Source organism: Grimontia sp. THUN1695 (genome assembly GCF_059704325.2).
Genome location: NZ_AP046577.1, coordinates 201951 through 227158, shown reverse-complemented (window position 1 = coordinate 227158; position 25208 = coordinate 201951). Strand labels below are relative to the sequence as shown.

General features: G+C 50.8%; 26 protein-coding genes. 11 read left to right on the top strand and 15 right to left on the bottom strand.

Annotated elements, in window-relative coordinates; all coding sequences use genetic code 11:
• Window positions 1-53: 53 nt before the first annotated feature.
• From AC6IB1_RS04510 to rpoE, 4 genes are read right to left on the bottom strand one after another with little or no spacing between them, the layout of a single operon-like run.
• Complete coding sequence (locus AC6IB1_RS04510; protein WP_497567988.1) at window positions 54-548, bottom strand: SoxR reducing system RseC family protein; 495 nt, start codon at window positions 546-548, stop codon at window positions 54-56.
• The gene (gene rseB, locus AC6IB1_RS04505; protein WP_497567987.1) at window positions 545-1519 is read right to left on the bottom strand and encodes a sigma-E factor regulatory protein RseB; all 975 of its coding nucleotides are present in this window, start codon (window positions 1517-1519) and stop codon (window positions 545-547) included. The genes AC6IB1_RS04510 and rseB overlap by 4 nt, the downstream gene beginning before the upstream one ends.
• On the bottom strand, window positions 1519-2145 hold the full coding sequence (locus AC6IB1_RS04500; RefSeq protein WP_497567986.1) for an RseA family anti-sigma factor: 627 nt from the start codon (window positions 2143-2145) through the stop codon (window positions 1519-1521). Before AC6IB1_RS04500 ends, rseB begins: the two co-directional genes overlap by 1 nt.
• 30 nt (window positions 2146-2175) lie before the next feature.
• Window positions 2176-2754 (bottom strand): RNA polymerase sigma factor RpoE, encoded by a 579-nt coding sequence (gene rpoE / locus AC6IB1_RS04495; RefSeq protein WP_005501933.1) that lies wholly within the window; start codon window positions 2752-2754, stop codon window positions 2176-2178.
• Window positions 2755-3217: 463 nt separating this feature from the next.
• On the opposite strand from rpoE, the gene nadB reads away from it, so the two are divergent.
• On the top strand, window positions 3218-4831 hold the full coding sequence (nadB, locus tag AC6IB1_RS04490; RefSeq protein WP_497567985.1) for an L-aspartate oxidase: 1614 nt from the start codon (window positions 3218-3220) through the stop codon (window positions 4829-4831).
• Between the two features lie 54 nt (window positions 4832-4885).
• Here nadB and AC6IB1_RS04485 read toward each other — a convergent pair whose 3' ends face one another.
• From AC6IB1_RS04485 to AC6IB1_RS04475, 3 genes are all read right to left on the bottom strand, one after another.
• Entirely contained in the window at window positions 4886-6694 is a 1809-nt protein-coding gene (locus AC6IB1_RS04485; RefSeq protein WP_497567984.1) for a methyl-accepting chemotaxis protein, read from the bottom strand.
• 126 nt (window positions 6695-6820) lie between these two features.
• Complete coding sequence (locus AC6IB1_RS04480; protein WP_497567983.1) at window positions 6821-7171, bottom strand: protein YgfX; 351 nt, start codon at window positions 7169-7171, stop codon at window positions 6821-6823.
• Window positions 7172-7199: 28 nt separating this feature from the next.
• Window positions 7200-7460, bottom strand: a complete 261-nt coding sequence (locus AC6IB1_RS04475) for an FAD assembly factor SdhE (protein ID WP_497567982.1) — start codon at window positions 7458-7460, stop codon at window positions 7200-7202.
• Window positions 7461-7643: 183 nt separating this feature from the next.
• Between AC6IB1_RS04475 and ygfZ the strand changes: the two genes are divergently transcribed.
• The 3 genes from ygfZ to AC6IB1_RS04460 all read left to right on the top strand — a co-directional run bounded on the left by ygfZ (window position 7644) and on the right by AC6IB1_RS04460 (window position 9586).
• Complete coding sequence (gene ygfZ, locus AC6IB1_RS04470; protein WP_497567981.1) at window positions 7644-8624, top strand: tRNA-modifying protein YgfZ; 981 nt, start codon at window positions 7644-7646, stop codon at window positions 8622-8624.
• A complete protein-coding gene (locus tag AC6IB1_RS04465; RefSeq protein WP_497567980.1) occupies window positions 8617-9105 on the top strand; it encodes an aminoacyl-tRNA deacylase in 489 nt (162 codons plus the stop codon). The genes ygfZ and AC6IB1_RS04465 overlap by 8 nt, the downstream gene beginning before the upstream one ends.
• Window positions 9106-9382: 277 nt before the next feature.
• Window positions 9383-9586: a DUF1107 family protein gene (locus tag AC6IB1_RS04460; protein ID WP_005501954.1), complete on the top strand. Its 204-nt coding sequence runs from the start codon at window positions 9383-9385 to the stop codon at window positions 9584-9586.
• 82 nt (window positions 9587-9668) lie between these two features.
• On the opposite strand, the gene gcvH is transcribed toward AC6IB1_RS04460, so the two are convergent.
• The 7 genes from gcvH to tkt form a co-directional block, all read right to left on the bottom strand.
• On the bottom strand, window positions 9669-10061 hold the full coding sequence (gene gcvH, locus AC6IB1_RS04455; RefSeq protein ID WP_497567979.1) for a glycine cleavage system protein GcvH: 393 nt from the start codon (window positions 10059-10061) through the stop codon (window positions 9669-9671).
• Window positions 10062-10272: 211 nt separating this feature from the next.
• Window positions 10273-11106 (bottom strand): small-conductance mechanosensitive channel MscS, encoded by an 834-nt coding sequence (mscS, locus tag AC6IB1_RS04450; RefSeq protein WP_497567978.1) that lies wholly within the window; start codon window positions 11104-11106, stop codon window positions 10273-10275.
• A 219-nt stretch (window positions 11107-11325) separates the two neighbouring features.
• Window positions 11326-12219, bottom strand: a complete 894-nt coding sequence (mscS, locus tag AC6IB1_RS04445; protein WP_497567977.1) for a small-conductance mechanosensitive channel MscS — start codon at window positions 12217-12219, stop codon at window positions 11326-11328.
• 220 nt (window positions 12220-12439) lie between these two features.
• Window positions 12440-13516, bottom strand: a complete 1077-nt coding sequence (gene fbaA / locus AC6IB1_RS04440) for a class II fructose-bisphosphate aldolase (RefSeq protein WP_497567976.1) — start codon at window positions 13514-13516, stop codon at window positions 12440-12442.
• Between the two features lie 218 nt (window positions 13517-13734).
• Window positions 13735-14898: a phosphoglycerate kinase gene (locus tag AC6IB1_RS04435; RefSeq protein ID WP_497567975.1), complete on the bottom strand. Its 1164-nt coding sequence runs from the start codon at window positions 14896-14898 to the stop codon at window positions 13735-13737.
• Between the two features lie 71 nt (window positions 14899-14969).
• Window positions 14970-15998 carry an erythrose-4-phosphate dehydrogenase gene (epd, locus tag AC6IB1_RS04430; RefSeq protein WP_497567974.1) on the bottom strand — a complete coding sequence of 343 codons (1029 nt, stop codon included), beginning with the start codon at window positions 15996-15998 and terminating at the stop codon, window positions 14970-14972.
• A 171-nt stretch (window positions 15999-16169) separates the two neighbouring features.
• A complete protein-coding gene (tkt, locus tag AC6IB1_RS04425) occupies window positions 16170-18167 on the bottom strand; it encodes a transketolase (protein WP_497567973.1) in 1998 nt (665 codons plus the stop codon).
• 428 nt (window positions 18168-18595) lie between these two features.
• Here tkt and metK point away from each other — a divergent pair, with 428 nt between their 5' ends.
• The 7 genes from metK to ruvX all read left to right on the top strand — a co-directional run bounded on the left by metK (window position 18596) and on the right by ruvX (window position 24056).
• On the top strand, window positions 18596-19750 hold the full coding sequence (gene metK / locus AC6IB1_RS04420; protein ID WP_497567972.1) for a methionine adenosyltransferase: 1155 nt from the start codon (window positions 18596-18598) through the stop codon (window positions 19748-19750).
• A gap of 99 nt (window positions 19751-19849) precedes the next feature.
• Window positions 19850-20341 carry a SprT family zinc-dependent metalloprotease gene (locus AC6IB1_RS04415; protein ID WP_497569084.1) on the top strand — a complete coding sequence of 164 codons (492 nt, stop codon included), beginning with the start codon at window positions 19850-19852 and terminating at the stop codon, window positions 20339-20341.
• Window positions 20342-20472: 131 nt separating this feature from the next.
• Window positions 20473-21165: a deoxyribonuclease I gene (gene endA, locus AC6IB1_RS04410; protein WP_497569083.1), complete on the top strand. Its 693-nt coding sequence runs from the start codon at window positions 20473-20475 to the stop codon at window positions 21163-21165.
• A gap of 84 nt (window positions 21166-21249) precedes the next feature.
• Window positions 21250-21981: a 16S rRNA (uracil(1498)-N(3))-methyltransferase gene (rsmE, locus tag AC6IB1_RS04405; RefSeq protein ID WP_497567971.1), complete on the top strand. Its 732-nt coding sequence runs from the start codon at window positions 21250-21252 to the stop codon at window positions 21979-21981.
• Between the two features lie 13 nt (window positions 21982-21994).
• Entirely contained in the window at window positions 21995-22942 is a 948-nt protein-coding gene (gshB, locus tag AC6IB1_RS04400; protein ID WP_497567970.1) for a glutathione synthase, read from the top strand.
• Window positions 22943-23051: 109 nt separating this feature from the next.
• Window positions 23052-23615: a YqgE/AlgH family protein gene (locus AC6IB1_RS04395; protein WP_497569082.1), complete on the top strand. Its 564-nt coding sequence runs from the start codon at window positions 23052-23054 to the stop codon at window positions 23613-23615.
• 9 nt (window positions 23616-23624) lie between these two features.
• Window positions 23625-24056, top strand: a complete 432-nt coding sequence (gene ruvX, locus AC6IB1_RS04390; RefSeq protein ID WP_497567969.1) for a Holliday junction resolvase RuvX — start codon at window positions 23625-23627, stop codon at window positions 24054-24056.
• A gap of 36 nt (window positions 24057-24092) precedes the next feature.
• Here ruvX and AC6IB1_RS04385 read toward each other — a convergent pair whose 3' ends face one another.
• Window positions 24093-25208 (bottom strand): PilT/PilU family type 4a pilus ATPase, encoded by a 1116-nt coding sequence (locus tag AC6IB1_RS04385; RefSeq protein WP_497567968.1) that lies wholly within the window; start codon window positions 25206-25208, stop codon window positions 24093-24095.

Sequence of the window (25208 nt, the reverse complement as noted above, 5' to 3'; positions counted from 1 at the left end):
ATGAAAATTAAAGATCGTACGATCAAGTGGCGGGATTCTACCGAAATAAATGGCTAGTCGCTATCCTCTGTTGCGGCATTTATCACCGTGGCAGTATTCATCGCATTGCCAAGGATACGTAACAGTTTGGGCGTAGTCCCAATTTCTTGTTCCAGCTTTCGCGAGAAACGGCGTGCAACAACGACACCCAACACGCCAGCAAGTAAGGAAGACAGAATGATAACGCCCTCTCCTGCTGCCATTAAATCTGCGAGGGCCTGTCCCAAAAGCGCACCGGATACCGCAAATAACAAGGGCAGGATATACACCACAACGGCCGATTTAAGTATCGTTTGTTCTTCAAGGCCAATTTCCACCAGCGTGCCGGCGGCGATCGCTTTTTCACTCGGTACCCGGATATCCATTACCTTGCCCGGTAAGGCATTGCTGACAATTCCGGTGCCACAAGTGTTTTTAGACGCACAGCTGCCACAGCTGGTTTTCTGCTGGCAGCGTACTGTCAGATACCCATCGCCACTACCGGTCACTTCAGCCAGTGCGGTGATCATGGTGCCTGTTTCCCCTTAGTCTTGTTCGGTGCTGTCATCCGGACTGATTCCGCCACACGCTTTGCCGTTGCCGGAGGAATATCACCAACAACCGTAATTTCTGCATTGCCGGAAACCTGACTGTGCAGTGTACGGCGCCCTTTTCTCACCAACTGCTCCCGTACAGAGAAGTCATCGGCTTCAGAAAGGTAAACAGAGAAACTGAACAGACCATCACTGAACATCTGGCTTTCAACCGGGCGTTTCGTGATCATCAAGCGATGGCGGTTGCTGTAAATCGGCGAAAAGCCGTCCGGCAAGGCGGTGACTTGCCAGTTCAACCCCAGATCCTGTTGCTTGGGCACCTGCACCACAGGTGGCAGTTCAATCGATGACATCTGCTTCATCATCTCGCCAACTTGTGACGAGATCACCAACGAAAGTGCGCGATACTGTTCAATCGGCTCGCCATCACGGTCCAGCAGATCCGAACGAACCAACAGCTTGGTATTCTCATCTATCCAGAGCACGTAGGAATAACGTGTCCCATCTTTCGGAGACACACGCACAACATCACACGCCAGCCCCGCTTCCCGGGCACGGCCAAGCGGCACAAAATCATACAAGGTCGCAAGGTGCTCAATGTCAGACTGCATGATGGCTGGCAGCGGTGCCACCATTTGATTGCTTTCAATCGTGAAAGGATCGATCCCCGGCTCGAAGTAACTCACTTCATCCCCCCGACGGATCACTTCACGGGGAGGGCCTGCCAGATAAGCAATGTGTCCAAACGATTTATCGTCAATCCGTGCATGACGAAAGCGAAGGGGCTCAATGCTGTTCTTGCGAACCAGAATATAGGAGAGTTCGTAATCCAGTTGCTCGGTTGCCTGGTCCATCTGATGCAACAATGCCTCGGCGGGATTTCCTTCCGTCGAGGCATTCGCTACCAGACTGACCAGTGCACAGGCACCGATCAGAAGATGTTTCATCAATCTTGTTTGCTCACTTCTGGTGATAGCTTCTCGTCTCGTTCCATCATTTCATCAGCATTGAGGCGAAGCTGCAACTCATAGTCCTGGAACATGGCATTCACACGACGTCGCTGTTCCATTAACTTTGCTTCAGTCGGATCACCCTGAAGCGACTCCCGGCTCAGGCTCACCGGCTCAGCAGACCCTGACAATGGAATGGTCTGCAATACGGGAGGCTGAGAACCTGCCAATACCGGATCCGCCTGCTCACCACCGTTATACTGCTGCACACCGACAATCACGGCTAATGATACCGCTGCCGCCATACCGACCTGAGTAAGTTGTTGCAGCCAGGATGGCAACCCTCTCCGTGCCACCTGCGGTACTGGCTGGGACGCCTGCATTGGCACTACATTGGGTATAGATTGCGGGCTGTGCGCTGGCTCGTCTTCAAGCGCTAACGCAACACGGGAGGCAATATCCCAGCCTGTATGACTTGGCGCATCTCCACGCATCACATCCCGGGTGACGGCAAAGCTTTTCCATGCTTGCTGCGCAGACTGATCGTTTTCCAGCACATCAATCAGCGCCTGATCAATCTCATCACCATCGAAGAGAGCGGAAAGGTTTTCTTTTTCAGCCATTTATTTCACCGTAATCAACAGATAACACTGTTAGTGGTTCATCAAAGGACGAACACGCTTGTCTACCGCTTCCCTGGCACGGAAGATACGAGAACGCACCGTTCCCACCGGGCAGTCCATCACTTCTGCGATCTCTTCATAACTTAAGCCATCAATCTCACGCAGGGTGATTGCCGTTTTCAGATCATCAGGTAACGCTTCAATCGTACTGAAAACGACCTGCTTCAACTGTTCAGACAACATAAGGTTCTCAGGGTTCGAAATTTCTTTCAGGGCTCCCCCATTCTCATAATTTTCTGCTTCTTCCGCGTCAATATCACTCGATGGTGGACGGCGTCCCTGGGCAACCAGATAATTCTTCGCTGTGTTGACCGCTATGCGGTAAAGCCAGGTATAAAACGCACTTTCACCGCGAAACCCCGGTAAAGCACGGTACGCTTTAATAAAGGCTTCCTGGGCAACATCGGGCACGTCCCCGTTGTTACTGACGTAGCGAGAGATCAGATTGCATACCTTGTTTTGATATTTTACGACCAGCAGGTTGAACGCCTGCTTGTCACCATTCTGTACGCGCTCAATTAAGGCTTGATCGGTTAACTGCTCGCTCATTCGAGCGCCTTCTCCTTATTATTGATACCGTTAGTCGGCGTTTGTAAGTGCCAGTGTCGCTGCAAAAGGTCAAGGCACTGTCAACTACCGGTATTTCTTCTCGCTCGTTGCCACTGTGGTGCACGACATCTTTAAGGTCGCGCGATTTTGTTAAATGAGCACAGTGTATGAGTGAAACATTAAAAAAAAAGTTCCTTTAGCGGTTCTGATTAATTTGATGATTAGATCCCACTCGCAAAGTCTACCAGAATGTTTGGCTACGCCCTAACCCGCGCCCATGCCTTATTTTCAACACTGCTTCATCATGGCATATCCGATAACGGAAAGAAGGTTGTAACCGGAAGTTGCAGGCGGATAAGTGAATTGCACAGCAACATTAGTGTAAACTCACTGACATGACTCGAACTCGTTGTTCCAGATGAAGGGATATTCCGTTCATTTGAGCGAAAGGAATACGTAATCAATGAGCAATCAAGAACACGTATGTGACGTGCTGGTGATTGGCAGTGGCGCTGCCGGCCTTTCCCTGGCGCTCCATTTAGCACCGACACAAAAAGTCATGGTGCTGAGTAAAGGACCACGCAGTGAAGGGGCGACGTATTACGCGCAAGGAGGTATTGCTGCGGTATTTGATGAGAGTGATTCGGTCGAGTCCCACGTGGAAGATACCCAGATTGCCGGCGATGGTATCTGTGATACCGAGGTGGTGAAGTTTATTGCTGAAAACGCCAAGGAATGTGTTCAGTGGTTGATTGATGGCGGCGTCCCATTCGATCGCGAAGATGACAACGACGGCGATGAGCCCAGGTTCCACCTCACCCGCGAAGGCGGGCACAGCCACCGGCGTATCCTTCATGCCGCCGACGCAACCGGTGCCGCAGTGCAGACATCACTGCAGGAAAATGTCATGCGGCACCCTAATATCCGGGTCATGGAACGCCATAATGCCCTGGATCTGATCACCCGCAAGAAAATCGGTATCTCCGGTCCAAACCGTGTCCTCGGTGCCTATGTCTGGAACCGTGACCGTGAAGCGGTGGAAACCGTTCGTGCAAAGTTCGTGGTGCTGGCCACCGGTGGTGCGTCGAAAGTTTACCAATACACCTCTAACCCGGATGTCTCTTCCGGTGACGGTATCGCCATGGCGTGGCGTGCAGGATGCCGGGTTGCCAACCTTGAGTTTAACCAGTTTCACCCGACTTGCCTGTTCCACCCAGAAGCGCGCAATTTCCTGCTGACTGAAGCCTTGCGTGGGGAAGGGGCTTACCTGCGCCGTCCAGATGGTTCACGCTTTATGCCGGATTTTGATGAACGTGCCGAACTTGCCCCACGCGATGTCGTTGCCCGTGCGATTGACTATGAAATGAAACGGCTGGGGGCTGACTGTATGTATCTCGACATCAGCCACAAAGACCCGGAGTTCATTACCAAGCACTTCCCCACTATCAATGAAAAGCTCCTATCTTTTGGCTTTGATTTGACCAAAGAGGCAATCCCGATTGTGCCTGCGGCCCATTACACCTGTGGCGGGGTGATGGTGGACAAAAACGGCCAGACGGATCTGGAAGGCCTCTATGCGGTTGGTGAAGTGAGTTACACCGGTCTGCACGGTGCCAATCGCATGGCCTCTAACTCCCTGCTGGAGTGTGTGGTGTATGCCTGGTCAGCCGCAAAACACATTGGTGAACACGCCACACAAGCGGAGCTACCGCCAACACTGCCACACTGGGATGACAGCCTGGTTACCTGTTCAGATGAAGAGGTGGTTATCCAGCACAACTGGCATGAACTACGCCTGTTTATGTGGGACTATGTCGGCATTGTGCGCTCCACCAAACGTCTGGAACGCGCACTGCGCCGCATCGAACTGTTAAAGCAGGAAACCCACGAGTATTACAGCAATTTCCGGGTTTCAAACAACCTGCTGGAACTGCGTAACCTGCTACAGGTAGCAGAACTGATGGTACGCTGTGCCATGGCGCGAAAAGAAAGCCGGGGCCTGCATTACACCATCGATTACCCGGACAAAGCCGAAAATTCCGGCCCAACCATCTTAGTGCCGGATTTCCCCTGTTAACGCGCCCTGATGAACAAAAGCCCTCGGATTGAGGGCTTTTTGAGTCGGGAATATTTAAGAGCGAAAGGCCAAAACTGCCGTTTCCAGCTCACCACTTTGGGCGGCAACCCTTGCCGCTGCCTGGGCATTTTCACTGGTCGCTACCGTATTTTCCGAGGTGATTGACTGGATCGAATGCACGTTTTGGTTGACTTCCTTCGCCACCATGCTCTGCTCTTCCACCGCAGCGGCAATCTGGGTACTCATGTCCATGATCTGCTGCATATCAATAATAATGTTATCCAGCTCTGACGCCGCCTCTTCAACATGGCTGACCGATTGGTCACTGTCATTTTTGCACGCATTAATGCGCTCTACCACACTGTTGGTCTGCTCTTGCAGAGACAAAATCATGGTGGCTATTTCATCGGTGGATTGATTGGTACGGTTCGCCAGCGAGCGCACTTCATCGGCGACCACCGCAAACCCCCGCCCCTGTTCACCGGCCCGGGCAGCTTCAATTGCCGCATTCAACGCCAGCAGGTTGGTCTGCTCAGAAATGTCTTTGATAACATCGACCACTGTCCCAATTTTTTGCGATAGGGACACCAGGCCGTGAATGTCGTTACTGGCGGTACAAAGGCCTTCTGACAAGGTAAGAATGGCCTCTCGTGTCGCCTGAACCGTTTGATGCCCTTTCTGGGCGCGCGTCAGGCTTTGTCCGGCATTGATTGCCGCCGTTTCGGTATTGCTGGCAATTTCACGGATAGTCGCTTCCATTTCATTGACCGCCGTCGCCGCCATATCGGCTTCTGAATGCTGCTTGCCAAGAGCCATCTCGGCACTGTGGCTGCGTGACTGAACATCAGACGCTGTAGCATTCAACGTAGTGATTGATGCTTTCACGCCGACAATCAAAGTCTGGCAATGTTCCAGTACCAAGTTAAAGTCTTTCGCCACCAGAGCGATTTCATCGTTTCCTTCTGTCGCTGCACGCAAGGTTAAATCCCGATTAGTGGCCACGTTGTCCATGGTTGCTGTCAGGTTAGTCAGGCGACGCTGGATATAACGGTTCAGCAGAACACTGGCGGTAATTAAAAGGGCTGAGATAATGGCCAAGACGATAATCGCCCCAACAACCAGGATATGTTGGGCACTATCTAACTCATTGGCAAGGTGACTGCGCATATCATCAAAATCAGCTTCCACCTGATGAGTCTGGCTACGAATAGCGCCGAGCAAGCCCGATTTATGATCTAGTCCGACATCGCGACTCAACTGCATGTAACGCTCAACCAACCCTTTTTGTACATCAAGGGCTGGCAATCCGGTCTTCGATTTTACGCCCTGCCAGACACGTCCAAACTCTTCAAACGAAGCCTCGCTGACATCATTGATCAAAAGGCGGCTTAATGTGACAAGGTACGCGATGTCACTGACAACAGGATTATTTTCAAGCAATTGTGCATTGACCACACTGAGTTCTCCCCGAATACCCGATTGGGTATCAAGGCCGAGTTTTTCATAGCCACCGGCCAGCGTCATAAAGCCTTGGTGATATTGCTTCATCGCCTGAGACACAGCACTGATCTGTGGAAGTGGAATGTTCAGTCTTTTCGCTTCTTCGTCCAGGGTATTAAGTAGGGTATTAAAGGTGTCCACGTTATCAACAAAATGATCGATGTATTTCTTATCCATCCGTGCCAGAAAATCTTTCTCATTGCGGCGCAAGTTCAACAGGCGCACTTCCAGATCAGCCACCAGAGATTGTTTGGTTTTCAAATCAATCAGGCGCTCAGATGCTTGCCAACCAATAAAAGCAAACAACAATAACGACACGGCTGAAAATGCCGTAAGACCATATAATTTCGTTCTAATTTTCATGTCACCACTTCCCTTTTCCACATCATGAGCCGGTGGCAGCCCGTATGGCTGCTGATTTAGGTATCGGCGTACTCAAGGTTTTTTTTAGGAATCGCGTACGATAAACAACTAACGTGGCGATCTTTGTCACACTTTCAATGCCAGACACACACGGCAAAGGTGTCTGAATGCGTATGGGGGAAACGCATCAAAAGACAGCACTAAACGGCGATTTTCCCCGTTACAGGCAATATCCAAAACGATGAGATAACGGCTGAAAAACACCCTCTTCACGACGTTATATTCCTGCCCTTGATACCGACAGGTGCCATCAATATGGAGCGAGAGCTCGCCGCGATTCTGGGCAGCCAGCGTTTGCCACCCCCGGGCTTCACGTAACAGAAAGCAGAGAAGGAGAGATTTGACTTCAAGCGGAAGGGCGCTGGCGGCAAAAAGCAGGCTTGCCGCCAGCAAGTAAAGACAAATAATCCCGCTCACACACAAGCGGGATGACCGGACCTCAGTATTAACGAAGCTTGCGGCGGTTGTGCTCAACAATCTTGTCAGTCATCGCCGCCAGCGCAGGATTTTCACTGCGGCCATGTCCCATTAACCAAGTGAACAAATCAGGATCATCGCATTCCAGCAATGCCACAAAATCCTGCTTTTCATCTTCAGATAACATATCGAAACACTCTTCAAAAAACGGCATGATAATGACATCAAGCTCCAACATACCTCGGCGGCATGCCCATTTGATACGCGCTTTGTCTTCTGCGCCCAGCATGAGTACCTCTGAAATTAGGTTGTAATAACTGGCCCAAATAGTATCAGTGAGGTGGTGGCCTTGCTACGGCTGAAGGATTGAATCTTGTAACCCTGTGATCTGCCCCCATATCAGGGGCATATTGCTGACTTTACACGTTAATAGCATTAACATAACCCCCCTAATTTTTAAGCGAGACACACCATGACTAACTGGTACCAAACACACGCTTTCCATCGGCTTCCCCTGTCGTCAGACAGCGCACTGCCAGCCCTGTCAGTGATTGCGCTCGATCATCTGGCACTGATCACGGCAGTGGGTCAGGACACCATTCCATACCTGCAAGGACAGCTCACCTGTGATCTGGTGTCGCTTGAAAAAACACGCTCAACCCTTGCTGCACACTGTGACGCCAAAGGCAAGGTGTGGTCTGCTATCCGGATTTTCCACCACGGTAACGGGGTTGCCTACGTTCAACCCGCTTCTGTGACCGAAAAACAGCTGGCGGAGATTAAAAAATACGCAGTATTTTCTAAAACTGAGTTCACCCTTTCAGAACAGGTTCTCATTGGTATTGCCGGTGAGAAGGCGAACAATGCCGTCGAGTCCCGCTTTATCGGTGAAGGAGATGTCAGGCCGACACAAACCGGCACGGCAGTGCGCATTGATGGTAACCGCTGGTTACTCGCTCTCGACAAAGAAGAAGCCGACACCCTGATAGCTGAGCTAGGTGAGCGCGCCACCCTGAGCGATAACGCACTTTGGACACTGCTCGACCTACGTGCAGCCCTGCCTGCTATCGAGGATGTCACTACCAACGAGTTCATTCCTCAGGCCCTGAACCTTCAGGCGCTGGATGGTATCAGCTTTAAAAAAGGCTGTTATACCGGTCAGGAAACCGTGGCGCGTGCCAAATACCGTGGCATCAATAAACGTGCAACCTACTTACTTCAGGGTAAAGCCGAAGACGCCCCCAAAGCGGGTGATGTGTTTGACCGCAGTGTGGGCGAAAACTGGCGCACCGGCGGTACCGTGCTGACCGGCTACCGTTTTGAGGACGGCCAGGCATTGGCATTGGTTGTGTTGCCCAATAACTTGGACGATAACAGCCAGTTCCGTCTGCCGGAAACAGACACGTTGTGGCAAAAGGTCGACCTGCCGTACAGCTTGGAAGACGATGCCTGAGTTGGACACCCCTATCCTCTCTGTCCTTCGTGATGCCGGGATCCCTTTCCGGCTGTTACCGCATCAACGTGCGGCAACCACGATTCAGGACGCCGCCGAGCAGCGTGGCGTCCTACCACAGCAATTGGTGAAATCCATGCTGCTTCGAGACATGGGCGGACAAATGGCATTGGCTTGCGTTCCAGGAACAGCGTCGGTTGATCCCCGTAAAGTACGGGCTCTGCTTGGCTGCCGACGCATGACCATGGTTGATAGCCAGCATGTTCAAAGCATTACCGGCTACTCTCCCGGCACGGTAACCCCCCTTTCCGTGCTGGGAGTGGTACCCATTTTCTTTGATCCGTCACTCAGTGCGTTTGAACGGGTCAATATCAGTAGCGGCTCACCCATGGCGGGGGTTGAACTGCGCTATCAGGATTTGGCCAATATCTGTCAGCCCGAGCTTGCGGACATTTGCCGCGATCACAAAGACGATCCTTGAAACTATTCACCATACGGTTCGATAAAAAGGGCGTAATTTACGTGCCAGAAAGCCACTTACATTTGTCTTATTTTCCATACTGTGAGCTACCCCAAACTCACGATATTGTCTTTCTGAAAATTCAATTAAGTGTCTTGCCTGTCACAATGTAGTCATACCCGCATCGCTATAATGCCGCCCGCCCAAACCGGACCAAAAGCGTGGCGGTTAACCCTCACAGTTCGTCTTACTGGTTTTAGGTTGTTGACGAGCAAAAAATACACAAAAGGAATAGCGAATGCGGATGTTTAATCGTTATGTCCCTTCATTGATTGCGAAACACGTTTACCGGCTGTTCAGTGGACGTATTCATATTGATGGCCGGGGCGATTTCGACTTTCATCAGGGAATGGTGCAGGCGCAGTCAGATGGAAATATTGAACATTACCGGACAGTCAAGGAAATCAACGCTGAAATCCGTAAACTAAAGGAAATGTATTGATAATTTTTGGGGTTGTTTCCCCAGCACTTCGCTTGAAAAAACACCGCGTTTATGCGGTGTTTTTTTCTCTGGCCCAGAGAAGTTACTCTTCTTCGTCAATGGAATCCTGATACGCTTCTGCGTCCAGCAACTCGTCAATTTCACCTTGATCGCTGATACGGATTTGGAACAACCAGCCGTCGCCATAAGGATCGCTGTTGACCAATTCAGGCGCACCATCAAGCTCCTTATTAATCGCAACGATCTCGCCCGTCAAGGGTGAATAAATATCAGATGCCGCCTTTACAGATTCTGCCACTGCACAATCATCACCAGCATCAACGGTGTCGCCCACATCCGGCAAATCGACAAAAACCATGTCACCCAGCAGCGCTTGAGCATGATCAGAAATACCCACGGTATAAACACCGTCACCTTCTGGCCTCACCCATTCGTGAGAGGAGGTAAATTTTAGCTCTGAGGGGATATTGCTCATAAATCAGATTCCTTCTAAAAAAATGCAGCGATGCCCGACAAATTAGGAAAGCCTTAAGCCATTAGCAAGAAAAATCACCGTACAAAAAGCCATTGTTTTAACTCGATCATGCCTTGATATTATGGTCCATGATCCGGGCCGCACCTCACCGTTTTCTTCCCAATATAAACGCCAGCGACTGTCTCCATATCGCTGGCGAATAGCCAAAGACTTAACCGTTGACTTTGTTGACATGCACATCCATTTGTGGGAAGGGAATTTCAATACCTTCTGCATCCAGTGCTTCTTTCATCGCTTGCAACAGGTCGAAATACACTGCCCAGTAATCTGCTGTGCGTACCCAAGGACGTACCACCAGGTTAACAGATGAATCGGCCAGTTCTACCACACCGATAGTTGGAGCCGGGGTGCTCAGCAGGCGAGTTTCTTTTGCCAATACATCTGCCAGCACGTGTTTGGTTTTCTGCAGATCAGCACTGTAGGAGACCCCTATTATATAATCGATTCGACGGGTATCGTGGCGAGAATAGTTAGTGATGGGACTCGAGATAATCGCACCGTTGGGTACCACCACCATTTTGTTATCTGGTGTTTTCAGCACAGTAGAGAAAATTTGGATCGAGTCAACAGAGCCTGAGACGCCAGCCACTTCTACATAGTCGCCACTCTTGAATGGACGAAACGCCACAATCAATACACCCGCAGCAAAGTTTGACAGTGAGCCTTGCAGGGCCAGGCCAACCGCCAGGCCTGCGGCACCAATAACCGCAACGACGGATGCGGTCTGGACACCGAGACGGCCCAACGCGGCAATCAACACGATAACGAACAGTAAGTAACGAACAAAAGTATGCACGAAGTCGACAACGGCTTTGTCGAACCCTTTTTTGCGCATCACATTGGCGGCACTATTAGCAATGGCTTTAACAACCCAGTTACCAATAATAAGAATGAGAAGCGCGGAGATGATGTTGACACCATATTGAAGTAGCAGATCCTGATTATTATTAAACCAGTTCATTGCTTCATTTGTAGCATTTTCCATTGCAGTTTCCTTGGTGTTGTTACGCCTTAAAAATATCATCCTGAACCTGACGAACTTGCCCGGATGAAAATCAGAGCAGAGTGTACAGTTTAATCAGCAATAAAAAGTGTCTCAAATTTAACACGAAAACGCTCTAGTCATGTGCTTTCGCGAGAGCTTAAACAAAAAAACCCTGCCAACTGGCAGGGTTTCAACATCAAGATTGCTGGTATCCGCAATTTATGCTGCTTGCTTCTCTTCTTTCTCGGTGCTTGTGGCTGTTGCCGCGTAATAATGCACATCCATTTGTGGGAACGGGATTTCGATACCTTCGTTGTCCAGCCCCTCTTTAATCGCTTGCAGCAGATCAAAGTATGCTGGCCAGTAATCTTCCGTTTTAACCCAAGGACGGACGACAAAGTTAACGGATGAGTCCATCAGTGCTGAAACGCCAACTGTTGGCTCTGGCTCAGGTAATACACGGGGATCGGCTTTTACAATACGGGTCAGTACTTCTTTGGTCTTTTTCAGATCTGCTTTGTACGACACGCCGATAATAAAGTCGATACGACGGGTAGCATGACGGGAATAGTTGGTGATAGGGCTGGAGATCACCGTACCGTTTGGCACCACCACCATTTTGTTGTCGGTGGTCTTCAGCACGGTAGAGAAAATCTGGATTGACTCCACCAGACCCGCAACGCCACCCACTTCGACATAATCACCGGATTTGAATGGACGGAAGGTAACAATCAGCACACCGGCAGCAAAGTTAGACAGTGAGCCTTGCAATGCCAGACCAATTGCCAGACCGGCAGCACCAATAACGGCAACGATAGACGCAGTTTCCACGCCAACACGGCCCAGTGCGGCCATTAGGACAACCGCAAACATCACATAGCGAACCAGGTTCTCGATAAAGTCGATTACAGCCTGATCCAGGTTACGTTTTTTCAGCACAACCTTGAGCGAACCGGCCACTTTCTTCACCAGCCAGTTACCAATAAACAGGATCAGCAGTGCTGTCAAAATGTTCACCGAGTACTGGATTAACAGTTCTTGATGTGATTCCAGCCAGCTAATAACTTGGGTTGCTGTTTGTTCAACAGACTCTACTGGGTTTTGTTCAATCATTTACTTCTCTCACCACGTCCAATAACCATTGGCACACAAAATCACGCTGCCAGACTCAATGCCTACTGATAAAACAAAACGTTATACTTAATTCGTATCAGCAGAATAAGCATCAGGCAACAAGAAAAAAGCGCCTACCGAAAGAGCGCCCAATAAAAAACCCGCTAAATTTAGCGGGTTTTATCACATTTTTTAACTGTTATTTTTGGCGTGTCAGCAATTACAGCACGTCGATCGCGTTAAGATCTTTGAACGCTTGCTCAAGACGCGCAACCATAGACTCCTGACCTGCACGCAGCCATACGCGAGGGTCATAGTACTTCTTGTTCGGAGCATCTTCACCGGTTGGGTTACCGATTTGGCCTTGCAGGTAGTCGTGATTCTTCGCTTCGTACTGACGGATACCATTCCATGTTGCCCACTGGGTGTCGGTATCGATGTTCATTTTGATCACACCGTACGAGATAGACTCTTCGATTTCTGCCTGAGAAGAACCAGAACCACCGTGGAAAACGAAGTTCAGTGAGTTTGGTGCAAGACCGAATTTCTCTGCGCAGTAGGCCTGAGAATCACGCAGGATGGTTGGGGTCAGCACAACGTTACCTGGCTTGTAAACGCCGTGTACGTTACCGAAGGATGCTGCGATAGTGAAACGATGGCTAATCGCACTCAGTTTCTCGTAAGCATAGGCAACGTCTTCTGGAGAGGTGTACAGCTCAGACTGCTCCATGTGAGAATTGTCTACGCCATCTTCCTCACCACCGGTACAACCCAGTTCGATTTCCAGCGTCATGCCCATCTTTTCCATGCGAGCCAGGTACTGAGCACAGATTTCGATGTTTTCTTCCAGAGATTCTTCAGACAGGTCAATCATGTGAGAAGAGAACAGCGGTTTGCCTGTTGCAGCAAAGTGCTCTTCGCCTGCAGCCAGCAGACCGTCAATCCATGGCAGCAGTTTCTTCGCAGCGTGGTCAGTGTGCAGGATAACTGGCACACCGTAAGATTCAGCGATAGCGTGAACGTATTTTGCACCCGCTACTGCGCCTTTGATTTGCGCTTCCTGGCCTTCCAGTTTCAGACCTTTACCAACGAAAAAGCCTGCGCCACCGTTAGAGAATTGAACAACAACTGGCGCTTTAACCTTCGCAGCCGCTTCCAGTACTGAGTTGATAGAGTCAGTGTTTACTACGTTTACCGCTGGCAGAGCAAATTTGTGCTCTTTAGCAATTTCAAACACTTTCTGAACGTCGTCACCAGAGATAACGCCAGGTTTTACGAAATCAAAAACTTTAGACATAACAATAGTCCTATTTACTCTGTTGTCTTGAGTGAAATCCTATCCAAGCCAGTTTTCCTGCTAGCTTGTTTCAATTCGGCAAACGTTTGCGAACAATGCTATGCATTGTACCCAAACGTGATTCCAAACACAGTATTTTTTGCACTCGGATATGCATCAATATGATAAATATTTAACTGAGATGCATAAAAAACGGGGGCTACTACCCCCGTCAACGATTACGCCTTCGCGCGTTTTTCCAGCATTTCTACTGCAGGCAGCACTTTACCTTCAACGAACTCAAGGAATGCACCACCACCGGTTGAGATGTAAGACACGTCAGCTTTGATACCGAACTTGTCGATCGCCGCCAATGTGTCACCACCGCCCGCAACAGAGAAACCTTCAGACGCTGCAATCGCTTCGGAGATACCTTTAGTACCTGCTTCGAAGTTCTTGAATTCGAACACGCCTACAGGGCCATTCCACAGAATGGTCTTTGCATTTTTCAGGATGTCTGCCAGCGCCTGGGTAGATTCAGGGCCCAAATCGAAGATCATGTCATCGTCCTGAACGTCAGAAACATGCTTGATTTCTGCTTCTGCGTTTTCGTCGAATGCTTTCGCACAGGCAACGTCAGTTGCAACAGGAATAGCACATTCTTCCATCAGTTTCTTCGCGGTATCAACCAGGTCAGCTTCGTACAGAGACTTACCGACGTTGTGACCTGCTGCCGCGATGAAGGTGTTTGCGATACCACCGCCCACAACCAGCTGGTCAGCGATTTTAGACAGGGATTCCAGAACAGTCAGTTTGGTTGATACTTTTGAACCACCAACGATGGCTACCATTGGGCGTGCCGGGTTATCCATTGCTTTACCCAGTGCTTCCAATTCTGCCGCCAGCAGAGGGCCTGCACACGCAACAGGGGCAAACATACCGACGCCGTAGGTTGACGCTTGTGCACGGTGAGCCGTACCGAATGCATCCATTACGAAAACGTCACACAGCGCTGCGTATTTCTTCGCCAGTTCGTCGTCGTTTTTCTTCTCGCCTTTGTTGAAACGCACGTTTTCCAGAACAACCACTTCACCAGCATTCAGCTCCAGACCATCCAGGTAGTCTTTTGCCAGCTTAACGTCGCAATCCAGCATGTCGTTCAGGTAGTTAACCACAGGCTGTAGAGAGAATTCTTCTGCGTACTCACCTTCTGTCGGGCGGCCCAGGTGAGATGTCACCATGACTTTCGCGCCGGCTTCCAGGCAGTGCTTAATGGTTGGCAGCGACGCCAGGATACGCGCGTCAGAAGTCACTTTACCGTCTTTTACTGGTACGTTCAGATCGGCACGGATAAATACACGTTTGCCAGCCAGATCCAGATCGGTCATTTTGATTACAGACATTTTCGTCCTCTCTCTAAGTTGCAAAAATTAAAAAATTTGCGGAGGCTTTCGTTACTTCAGAAAGCCGTGGCTCAAGCCTTCGAGCCACCGGTAACGGTTGCCATGGCCAGCGCCGTATCCAGCATACGGTTGGCAAATCCCCATTCGTTGTCGCACCACACCAACATCTTCACCAGATTGTGGTTACTGACCCGGGTTTGCGAGCCATCGACAATGGCACTATGGGGATCATGGTTAAAATCTATCGAGACAAGCGGCGCCTCGGTATAGTCGACGATGCCGTTCAATGTACACCGAGCGGCCTCCTCGAGTGATTGATTTACGTCATTAACTTTCACTTTCGTGTGAACTGTGACACTTAAATCCATTGCAGTGACGTTAATTGTTGGCACTCTAACCGAAATCGCCTCAAATTTGTCAGAAAATTTCGGAAAGATCCGTCCAATTCCTAAATGTAATTTGGTGTTGACTGGAATAATAGACTGACTGGCAGCGCGTGTGCGTCGCAAATCTGGGTGATAGGCGTCAATCACCTGCTGGTCGTTCATCGAAGAATGGATGGTGGTGATGGTGCCGGATTCAATCCCAAACTTCTCATCGAGTACTTTTATCACAGGCACAATACAGTTGGTGGTACAGGAGCCGTTCGACACGATGCGATCGCTGGGTTTCAATGTGTCTTCGTTCACACCGAAGATAATGGTGTTGTCGAGATCATTACTGCCCGGATGGGAGAACAGGACTTTTTTAGCGCCAGCATCCAAATGGGCCTGACCATGTTCGCGGGTTCCAAACACACCGGTACAATCAAGCACAATATCGATGTCGAGATCACGCCATGGCAACAGGTGAAGATCGCTGAGATGGAGGATCCTGATACTGTCGTCGCCGACAAAAAGAAACTCCTGACTGTTGGTCACCTTTTTGAAAAAACGCCCATGGCTGGAGTCATATTGCAGAAGGTGCGCCATGGCATCCGGCTCTGCCAGTTCGTTGACTGCAACCACTTCTATCTGGTCACGTTTATCACTTTCATACAGCGCACGGAGCACGCTACGGCCAATACGGCCAAATCCATTAATTGCGACGCGTAATGCCATATCCCTGTCGATCTTTGTCGTTAATGAAATACGGCTGACAGTCTATCCCAAGCCTATGAATTTCGCACGCAATACGTGATGGGTCTCTCATCAAACATTGGGAAGCGTTCAGGACGACTATCCCAAGAAAAAACCCGCCGGTTGGCGGGTTTGGAAAGGGGGTTTTAGCGCTTATGCCAGCAGCTCTTTGGCTGTCTCCACCACGTTTTCAGTGGTGAAACCGAACAGCTTGAACAGCTGGTCTGCCGGTGCAGATTCACCAAAGGTAGTCATACCGATGATGCGGCCGTCAAAGCCCACGTACTTGTACCAGAAGTCGGCAATGCCCGCTTCAATAGCGATACGTGCTGTCACGTCTGATGGCAGTACGGCTTCACGGTAAGCCGCGTCCTGCTTGTCGAAGGTGTCAGTCGATGGCATAGATACCACACGAACCGCTTTGCCTTCTGCGCTCAGCTGTGCAGCGGCTTCTACTGCCAGCTCTACCTCTGAACCGGTGGCAATCAGGATAAGCTCTGGCTTGCCTGCGCAATCTTTCAGGATGTAACCACCCTTGGCGATGTCAGCCACCTGCTCAGCAGTGCGGTCTTGTTGCGCCAGGTTCTGGCGCGAGAAAATCAGCGAGGTTGGAGCATCTTTACGCTCAATCGCCAGTTTCCATGCCACGGCAGATTCTACCTGGTCACACGGACGCCAGGTGCTCATGTTTGGTGTCAGACGCAGGGATGCGATTTGCTCAACTGGCTGGTGGGTTGGGCCGTCTTCACCCAGGCCGATAGAGTCGTGGGTGTAAACCTGAATGTTCTGCACTTTCATCAGTGCCGCCATACGCATGGCGTTACGCGCGTATTCCATGAACATCAGGAAGGTGGCGCCGTAAGGCACAAAACCACCGTGCAGGGCGATACCGTTGATGATGGCGGTCATGCCGAACTCACGCACACCGTAGTGGATGTAGTTGCCGGAGGCATCGTCAGCAGTCAGCGATTTGGAGCCAGACCACATGGTCAGGTTTGAAGGCGCAAGGTCAGCAGAGCCCCCCATAAATTCTGGCAACAGTTTGCCGAACGCTTCCAGTGCGTTTTGCGACGCTTTACGTGAGGCAATGTTCGCAGGGTTGGCTTGCAGGTCAGCAATGATTTGGTTCGCTTGCGCTTCCCAGTCTGCTGGCAGTTCACCGCTCATGCGGCGTTTGAATTCTGCCGCCAGTTCTGGGTAAGCGGCTTCATACGCGGCAAACTTCTCGTTCCATGCTGCTTCTTTGGCTGCACCGGCTTCTTTGGCATCCCATGCGCCGTAAACGTCTGCCGGGATGTCAAATGGACCGTGTTCCCAACCGAGGAATTCACGCGCTGCTTTGATTTCATCATGGCCCAGTGGTGCACCGTGACAGTCGTGAGAGCCGGCTTTGTTTGGCGAACCGAAACCAATGATGGTTTTGGTACAAATCAGGGTAGGACGACCGGTTTCTGCTTTCGCCGCTTCAATCGCAGCGTTGATAGCGTCTGCGTCGTGACCGTCTACTGCCGGGATAACCTGCCAGCCGTAAGATTCGAAACGCTTCGGCGTGTCGTCAGTGAACCAGCCTTCAACGTGACCGTCAATAGAGATGCCGTTGTCATCCCAGAAGGCGATGAGTTTACCCAGGCCCAGTGTACCCGCCAGTGAACACGCTTCGTGGGAGATACCTTCCATCAGACAGCCATCGCCCATAAATACGTAGGTGTGGTGGTCAACGATGTTGTGGCCATCACGGTTGAACTGGGCAGCCAGCGCTTTTTCTGCAATCGCCATACCCACCGCATTGGTGATGCCCTGTCCCAGCGGGCCGGTAGTAGTTTCTACGCCCGGTGCATAACCGTATTCCGGGTGACCCGGGGTTTTGGAGTGCAGCTGGCGGAAGTTTTTCAGATCGTCGATAGACAAATCATAACCGGTCAGGTGCAGCAGGGAGTAAATCAGCATCGAGCCGTGGCCGTTAGACAGCACGAAGCGGTCACGGTCAGCCCACGCAGGGTTTTGTGGGTTGTGGTTCATGTGGTCGCGCCACAGCACTTCGGCGATGTCTGCCATGCCCATGGGGGCGCCTGGATGACCAGAGTTAGCTTGTTGTACACCGTCCATGCTGAGGGCACGGATTGCATTGGCTAAAACCTTGCGGGAAGACATGTCTGCTCCTGGGATCATTGAGGGTCTGATGACCTTTTGGGGTTTGAGTTATGGGCAATCCGGCACAATACTTATACCCAAGCAAACTTGAATATGCTTGGGCACCGCAGTAACACAGCCAGATTGCTGAATTCGGCGGGTAAGTATTGTCGCAAGACTCCGACAGTACTGCAAACGTTTACTTGGTCGATTTTTTCGAGATCTTGTACGTTTAGTAACGAACGTGCTGCCTCTGGTTGCTTGGGTATAGCTGGGGCATAAACGTTTTCTATTTTTATCGACAAAAAATGTACGGTTGATTTATGTGTAACTCTACGTAAAATAGACGTCCAGACGGAAAAGCATCTATACTTTTAAACGGTCAAACATCCAAAGATGCTTTTACAAACATTCGATATCAACCATTTATTTATTGCTAGGAAAAAGACATGGCTAAACACCTGTTTACTTCTGAGTCAGTATCAGAAGGTCATCCAGATAAAATCGCAGACCAGATTTCAGACGCCGTTCTTGACGCAATTCTGGAGCAGGATCCAAAAGCACGCGTCGCCTGTGAGACTTACGTAAAAACCGGCATGGTCATGGTTGGTGGTGAGATCACCACATCAGCATGGGTTGATATCGAAGAACTGACCCGAGAAACGGTGCGTGAGATCGGCTATGTACACTCAGACATGGGTTTTGACGCAGATTCTTGTGCGGTTTTGAACACCATTGGTAAACAGTCACCAGACATCAACCAGGGTGTTGATAAGGCGGATCCGAAAGAACAAGGCGCGGGTGACCAAGGCATCATGTTCGGTTACGCCTGTAACGAAACTGATGTGCTGATGCCAGCACCGATTACCTATTCACACCGACTGGTGCAGCGCCAGGCGGAAGTGCGCAAAAACGGCACCTTGCCATGGCTGCGCCCAGATGCCAAATCTCAGGTTACTTTCCAGTACGACCAAGGCAAGATCGTAGGCATTGATGCAGTCGTTTTGTCTACCCAGCACTGTGATTCCATCTCAACCCCAGATCTGCGCGAAGCAGTCATGGAAGAGATCATCAAGCCGGTTCTGCCAGCAGAGTGGCTAAACAAAGACACCAAGTACTTTATCAACCCAACCGGTCGTTTCGTTATCGGTGGCCCAATGGGTGACTGTGGCCTGACTGGTCGTAAGATCATTGTTGATACCTACGGCGGCGCAGCACGCCACGGTGGCGGTGCATTCTCCGGTAAGGATCCATCGAAAGTTGACCGTTCAGCGGCTTACGCAGCGCGTTACGTGGCGAAAAACATCGTTGCGGCTGGCATGGCTGACCGCTGCGAGATCCAGCTTTCTTACGCTATTGGTGTCGCTGATCCAACGTCTATCATGGTGGAAACTTTCGGTACTGAAAAAGTGTCTCACGACATCATTATCGAGGCGGTTCGCCAGCACTTCGACCTGCGCCCATATGGCCTGCAGGAAATGCTGAACCTGCTGCAACCTATCTACAAAAAGACCGCGGCATACGGTCACTTCGGTCGCGAAGAATTTCCTTGGGAGAAAACCGACAAAGTGGCAGCACTGCGCGACTTTGCAAAAATCAAATAAACGCACTGGAAAGTCCGTGTTAAACAAAGAGGCCACTTGGCCTCTTTGTTGATTTGGGCAGAAGACGACAGCAACAGGAACAAACTGAAAAATCACCCCATGAATGAACTGGAATATCAGGTTATCCAAGCAGTAACTCGCTGTATCAAGCATGCAGGCGCATACTTCCAGTGCACGTTTCCCGTCCCACAGGTACTTTTCAACCAACGGGGAAAATCGGCAGGCACCGCCCGACTGCAAACCTGGCAACTGCGCTTTAATCCGGTGCTTTTGCGGGAGAACCCCCAGGCGTTTCTTGATGAAGTGGTTCCCCATGAAGTCAGCCATCTGGTGGTGTATGCCCGGTTTGGGCGTGTAAAGCCACACGGCAGGGAGTGGCAGGCGGTGATGTCTCAGATATTTGGGGTAGCGCCGAAAACCACCCACAGCTTTGATATCTCATCGGTACAGGGAAAAACCTATACCTACCAATGCGGCTGCGACCGGATAGCGCTTTCTGTCCGCCGTCACAACAAGGTGCAACGGGAACAGGTGCAATACGTGTGTCGTCGCTGTCAGCAACCGCTGCTCTTTGTCCAAACTGAACAATAAGCGACAGCCCCTCTTATCAACAACCTTTTCAATTAACGCTCATTTAATGAGATTTCACTCGCAATAGTCTGTAATAATCAACACACATTATTTCAATATCGAGTGCCAAATCCATGATGAGAACACGATTGATGCTGCTTTCAGCGCTGCTGGTGACCTCCCTTTCCGCAGCGGCTGAGCATCCCCAATCCTTCAGCAAAGCCAAACATATCGCGCAAAAAATCTATCAGGACTACCCAATCTCGTTTTACTGCGGCTGTGACATCGACTGGCAGGGCAAGAAAGGGGTGCCTGATCTAGAAAGCTGCGGCTATAAAGTGCGTAAACAGGAAGGCCGTGCCAGCCGTATCGAGTGGGAACATGTGGTTCCTGCCTGGCAATTCGGCCACCAGCGCCAATGCTGGCAGGAAGGTGGGCGTAAAAACTGCAGCCGCAATGACGTGGCATTCCGGCTGATGGAAGCCGACCTCCACAATCTGGTACCGGCTATCGGCGAGGTAAACGGTGACCGCTCCAACTTCCGTTTCTCACAATGGAATGGCGATAACGGTGCTTTCTATGGTCAGTGCGCGGCAAAAGTAGACTTTAAGCAGCGGGTTTTTGAGCCACCGGCGCAAAGCCGTGGCGCCATTGCACGCATCTATAAGTACATGAACCAACAGTATGATTTCCGTCTGGCATCTGCCCAGAAAAAGCTGATGGACGCCTGGGACAAAACCTATCCCGTGACAGCATGGGAATGTGAGCGTGACCGCCGTATTGCCCGGGAGCAGGGGAACCACAACCCCTTCGTGCAAGCTTCCTGCGACAAAGCCGGTCTGTAACTGTTCGTACGGCGTGTAAGACTACAGTCAATAGGCAGCCGCGTGATACACTGCTGCCTATTGTTCTCCAGTCATTAAAATACCATGCGTATCCCAAGAATATTCCATCCTGAACCCTTGCCAGACACTGGCCGTGTTGCTCTGAGCGACGATGCCGCCAACCACGTTGGCCGTGTGCTTCGCATGCAGGCCGGTCAGGAGGTTCTATTATTTGATGGCAGTGGCGCGGAGTTTCCGGCAGTGATTGCGGAATCAGGCAAAAAGTCAGTCACGGTCGATGTGGTTGAGCGCGTTGAACGCAGTATCGAATCACCACTGGACTTGCATCTGGGGCAGGTCATCAGCCGCGGCGACAAGATGGAATTTACTATCCAGAAATCGGTCGAACTTGGCGTGAATGTGATCACCCCACTTATTTCTGAGCGCTGTGGGGTCAAACTCAATGCCGACCGTTTTGATAAGAAACTGCAGCAGTGGCAGAAAATTGCGATTGCCGCATGTGAGCAGTGTGGCCGCAACATCGTGCCGGAAGTCCGCCCTGTGATGTCTTTGGATGCGTGGATGCAAGAACCTTTCGACGGACTGAAACTCAATCTTCATCCCCGTGCGAAATACTCTATCAACACCCTGCCGGAGCCTGTCAGCCGGTTGCGTTTGCTGATTGGCCCGGAAGGCGGCCTGTCATCAGAAGAAATTGCGCGAACCCGCGAGTTCGGGTTTGAAGAAACATTATTGGGGCCACGTGTTCTGCGCACAGAAACCGCAGCACTGACGGCGATAACAGCCTTGCAGGTTCGCTTCGGCGACCTCGGTTAATAAGGATAATTCAATGATCAAACTGGGCATAGTGATGGATCCGATTGAGTCCATCAACATCAAAAAAGACTCCACCTTTGCCATGATGCTGGAAGCACAAAAGCGCGGCTGGGAAATTCACTATATGCAGATGAATGACCTGTCCATGGAGCAAGGCAAAGCACTTGCGCGCACCAAAGTCGTGACCCTTGAAGAGAATCCGGAGAAGTGGTTCGAAGTGGTCAGCGAGCAGGAGATCGCGCTGGCGGATCTGGATGCGATGTTGATGCGAAAAGACCCACCGTTTGACACTGAATACATCTACGCAACCTACATTCTGGAGCGTGCAGAGGTAGAAGGCTGCCTTATCGTCAACAAGCCGCAGAGCCTGCGTGACTGTAACGAGAAACTGTTCACTGCCTGGTTCCCGGAACACACTCCAACAACCCTGGTGACACGCCGTGCTGAGCACATCAAAGCGTTCCAGGAAAAACATGGCGACGTGATCCTGAAGCCATTGGACGGCATGGGCGGCTCGTCTATCTTCCGCGTGAAACAGGGCGATCCTAACCTCTCAGTGATCATTGAAACCCTGACTGGTCTCGGTAACAACTACTGCATGGCCCAGACCTTTGTGCCTGACATCAGTAACGGCGACAAACGCATTCTGGTGGTAGACGGTGAACCTATGCCTTACTGTCTGGCCCGCATTCCAGCCAAAGGTGAAACCCGTGGTAACCTTGCAGCCGGAGGCCGTGGCGAAGCGCGCCCACTGAGTGACACCGACTGGGCGATTGCCCGTGCGGTTGCCCCTACACTGAAAGAAAAAGGGCTGATCTTTGTTGGTCTGGATATTATCGGCGATAAACTGACAGAAATTAATGTCACCAGCCCGACGTGTATCCGCGAAATTGAAGCCGCATTTAATATTAATATCAGCGGTAAACTGATGGACGCTATCGAAGCACGCCTGCAGAAATAACCCCAATATGATCTGGGCAAAGCAATTGCCCAGATCTGATTTTCCCAGGCTTACTGCCCATACTGGAAGTAAGCCTATACGCAATAAAGGGCACAATGTGAAAGGAACAATAAACCTAAAAAACCATTTTTTAGTCGCAATGCCCAGCATGGCAGATAAACGCTTCCAGCACAGCGTTGTTTACATGTGCGAACATAACGAAGACGGTGCAATGGGATTGGTGATCAATCAACCCATCAACATTTCGATTGCCAATATGCTGGAGCAGATTGAGGTAGAGCGTGATCAGGATGTCACCCATCCGGTCAGTCTGAATCAACCTGTGTTGTTTGGCGGCCCGGTGTCGGAAGATCGCGGATTTGTCCTGCACAAGAATACAAAACTATTTGGCTCCAGCATCCAACTCTCCGAAGAGCTGACCGTCACCACCTCAAAAGATATTCTCAGTATTCTCGGCACCAACGAAGAGCCTGAGCAATTTATTGTTGCATTGGGTTACGCCGGTTGGGATGCAGGCCAGCTCGAGCAGGAACTGGCAGAGAACAGTTGGCTGACGATTGAAGCCGATCCAAAAGTGATTTTTGACACCCCGATCAATGAACGCTGGGAAAAAGCCCTCAAACAACTGGGCATTGACGCCCTGAACCTGTCCGCGGATGTCGGGCACGCATAAGAGTTTTCCATGAGTAACATTCAAACTGTGCTGGGTTTTGACTACGGTACCAAAAGCATTGGCGTGGCGATTGGTCAGGCCATTACCGGCACCGCCCGCCCACTTAAAGCACTGAAAGCCAGAGACGGTATCCCAAGCTGGGAAGCCATTGAAGCCATATTGAAAGAGTGGGCACCGGATCTGGTGGTCGTGGGCTTGCCGCTTGATTTACATGGCGGCGAGCTGGAAACCATTACCCCCCGCGCCCGTAAATTTGCCAACCGCCTGAAAGGACGTTTCGGGGTCAATGTTGAACTGCATGATGAACGTCTGACCACCACTGAAGCCCGTGCTTCCCTGTTTGAATACGGTGGTTATAAAGCGCTGGGCAAAGGGGAAATCGACAGCCAGTCAGCGGTGATCATTGTCGAAAGCTGGTTTGAGAACCGATACGGTGCATAAAAGAAAGGTGCCTTGAGCACCTCTTTTATGCACGAATCACTGCCCTTCGATGCTCACATTGGCCAGTGACAACCCTCCAGAAGACTGCTCCGCCATTTTCATCATCAGTTTCAGATCGTTTCGGGAGTCAGCATGATGCAGAGCCTCTTCCTTCGACACTTTGCCCGCTTTAAAAAGGTCAAACAGGGACTGGTCGAACGTACACATCCCCGCGTTTTTGCCTTTGCGGATGGTTTCCTTCAGTTCATGCAGCTCGCCACGGCGAATCAAATCCGATACATGGGATGTGTTCAGCAGCAGCTCATAAGCGCCATGGCGGCCAATACCGCTGACATCTGGCACCAGCTGTTGCGCCAGAATGCCCCGCAAGTTAAGTGAAAGGTCAAACAGGAACTGTTCACGCCGCTCTTTCGGCACCAGATGCAGCACCCGCTCCAGCGCCTGGTTGGCATTGTTAGCGTGAAGGGTCGCAATACACAGGTGACCGGTTTCAGCAAACTGCATGGCGTATTCCATGGTTTCACGGGTGCGGATTTCGCCAATCATGATCATATCCGGCGCCTGACGCAGTGAGTTTTTCAGCGCCACTTCATAGCTTTCGGTATCAATCCCAATCTCCCGCTGGGTGACGATGCATTTGTTATGCGGGTGGATAAATTCAATCGGGTCTTCCACCGTCAGGATATGACCGCTGCGGTGGCGGTTACGGAACCCCACCATTGCCGCCATCGACGTCGATTTCCCCGAACCGGTCGCCCCAACAATCAGCACCAGACCGCGTTTGGCAATCGACAGATCCTGAATCACATCTGGCAAGCCGAGGGAATGAATATCCGGGATCTCAGTTTCAATACGGCGAAGTACCATGCCGGGCAAATCCCGCTGCCAGAATGCGCTGACCCGAAACCGGCCATTCGGGATCACCAGTGCGAAATTTGCCTCCCGCTCTGAATAAAATTTTTGCCGGGTTTCACCGTCCATGGCTTGATCAACCAGTGCTTTCACACCGTCAAGATCCAGCACATCTCCCACAGGTTTCAGATTACCATCAACCCGCAGCATACAGGCAGCTCCCACTGTGATGTAACAGTCAGAGGCGCGCTGCGCCAGCATATTTTCAAGAAGTGGCTGAAGCCTGTTTTGTTCCTGCAT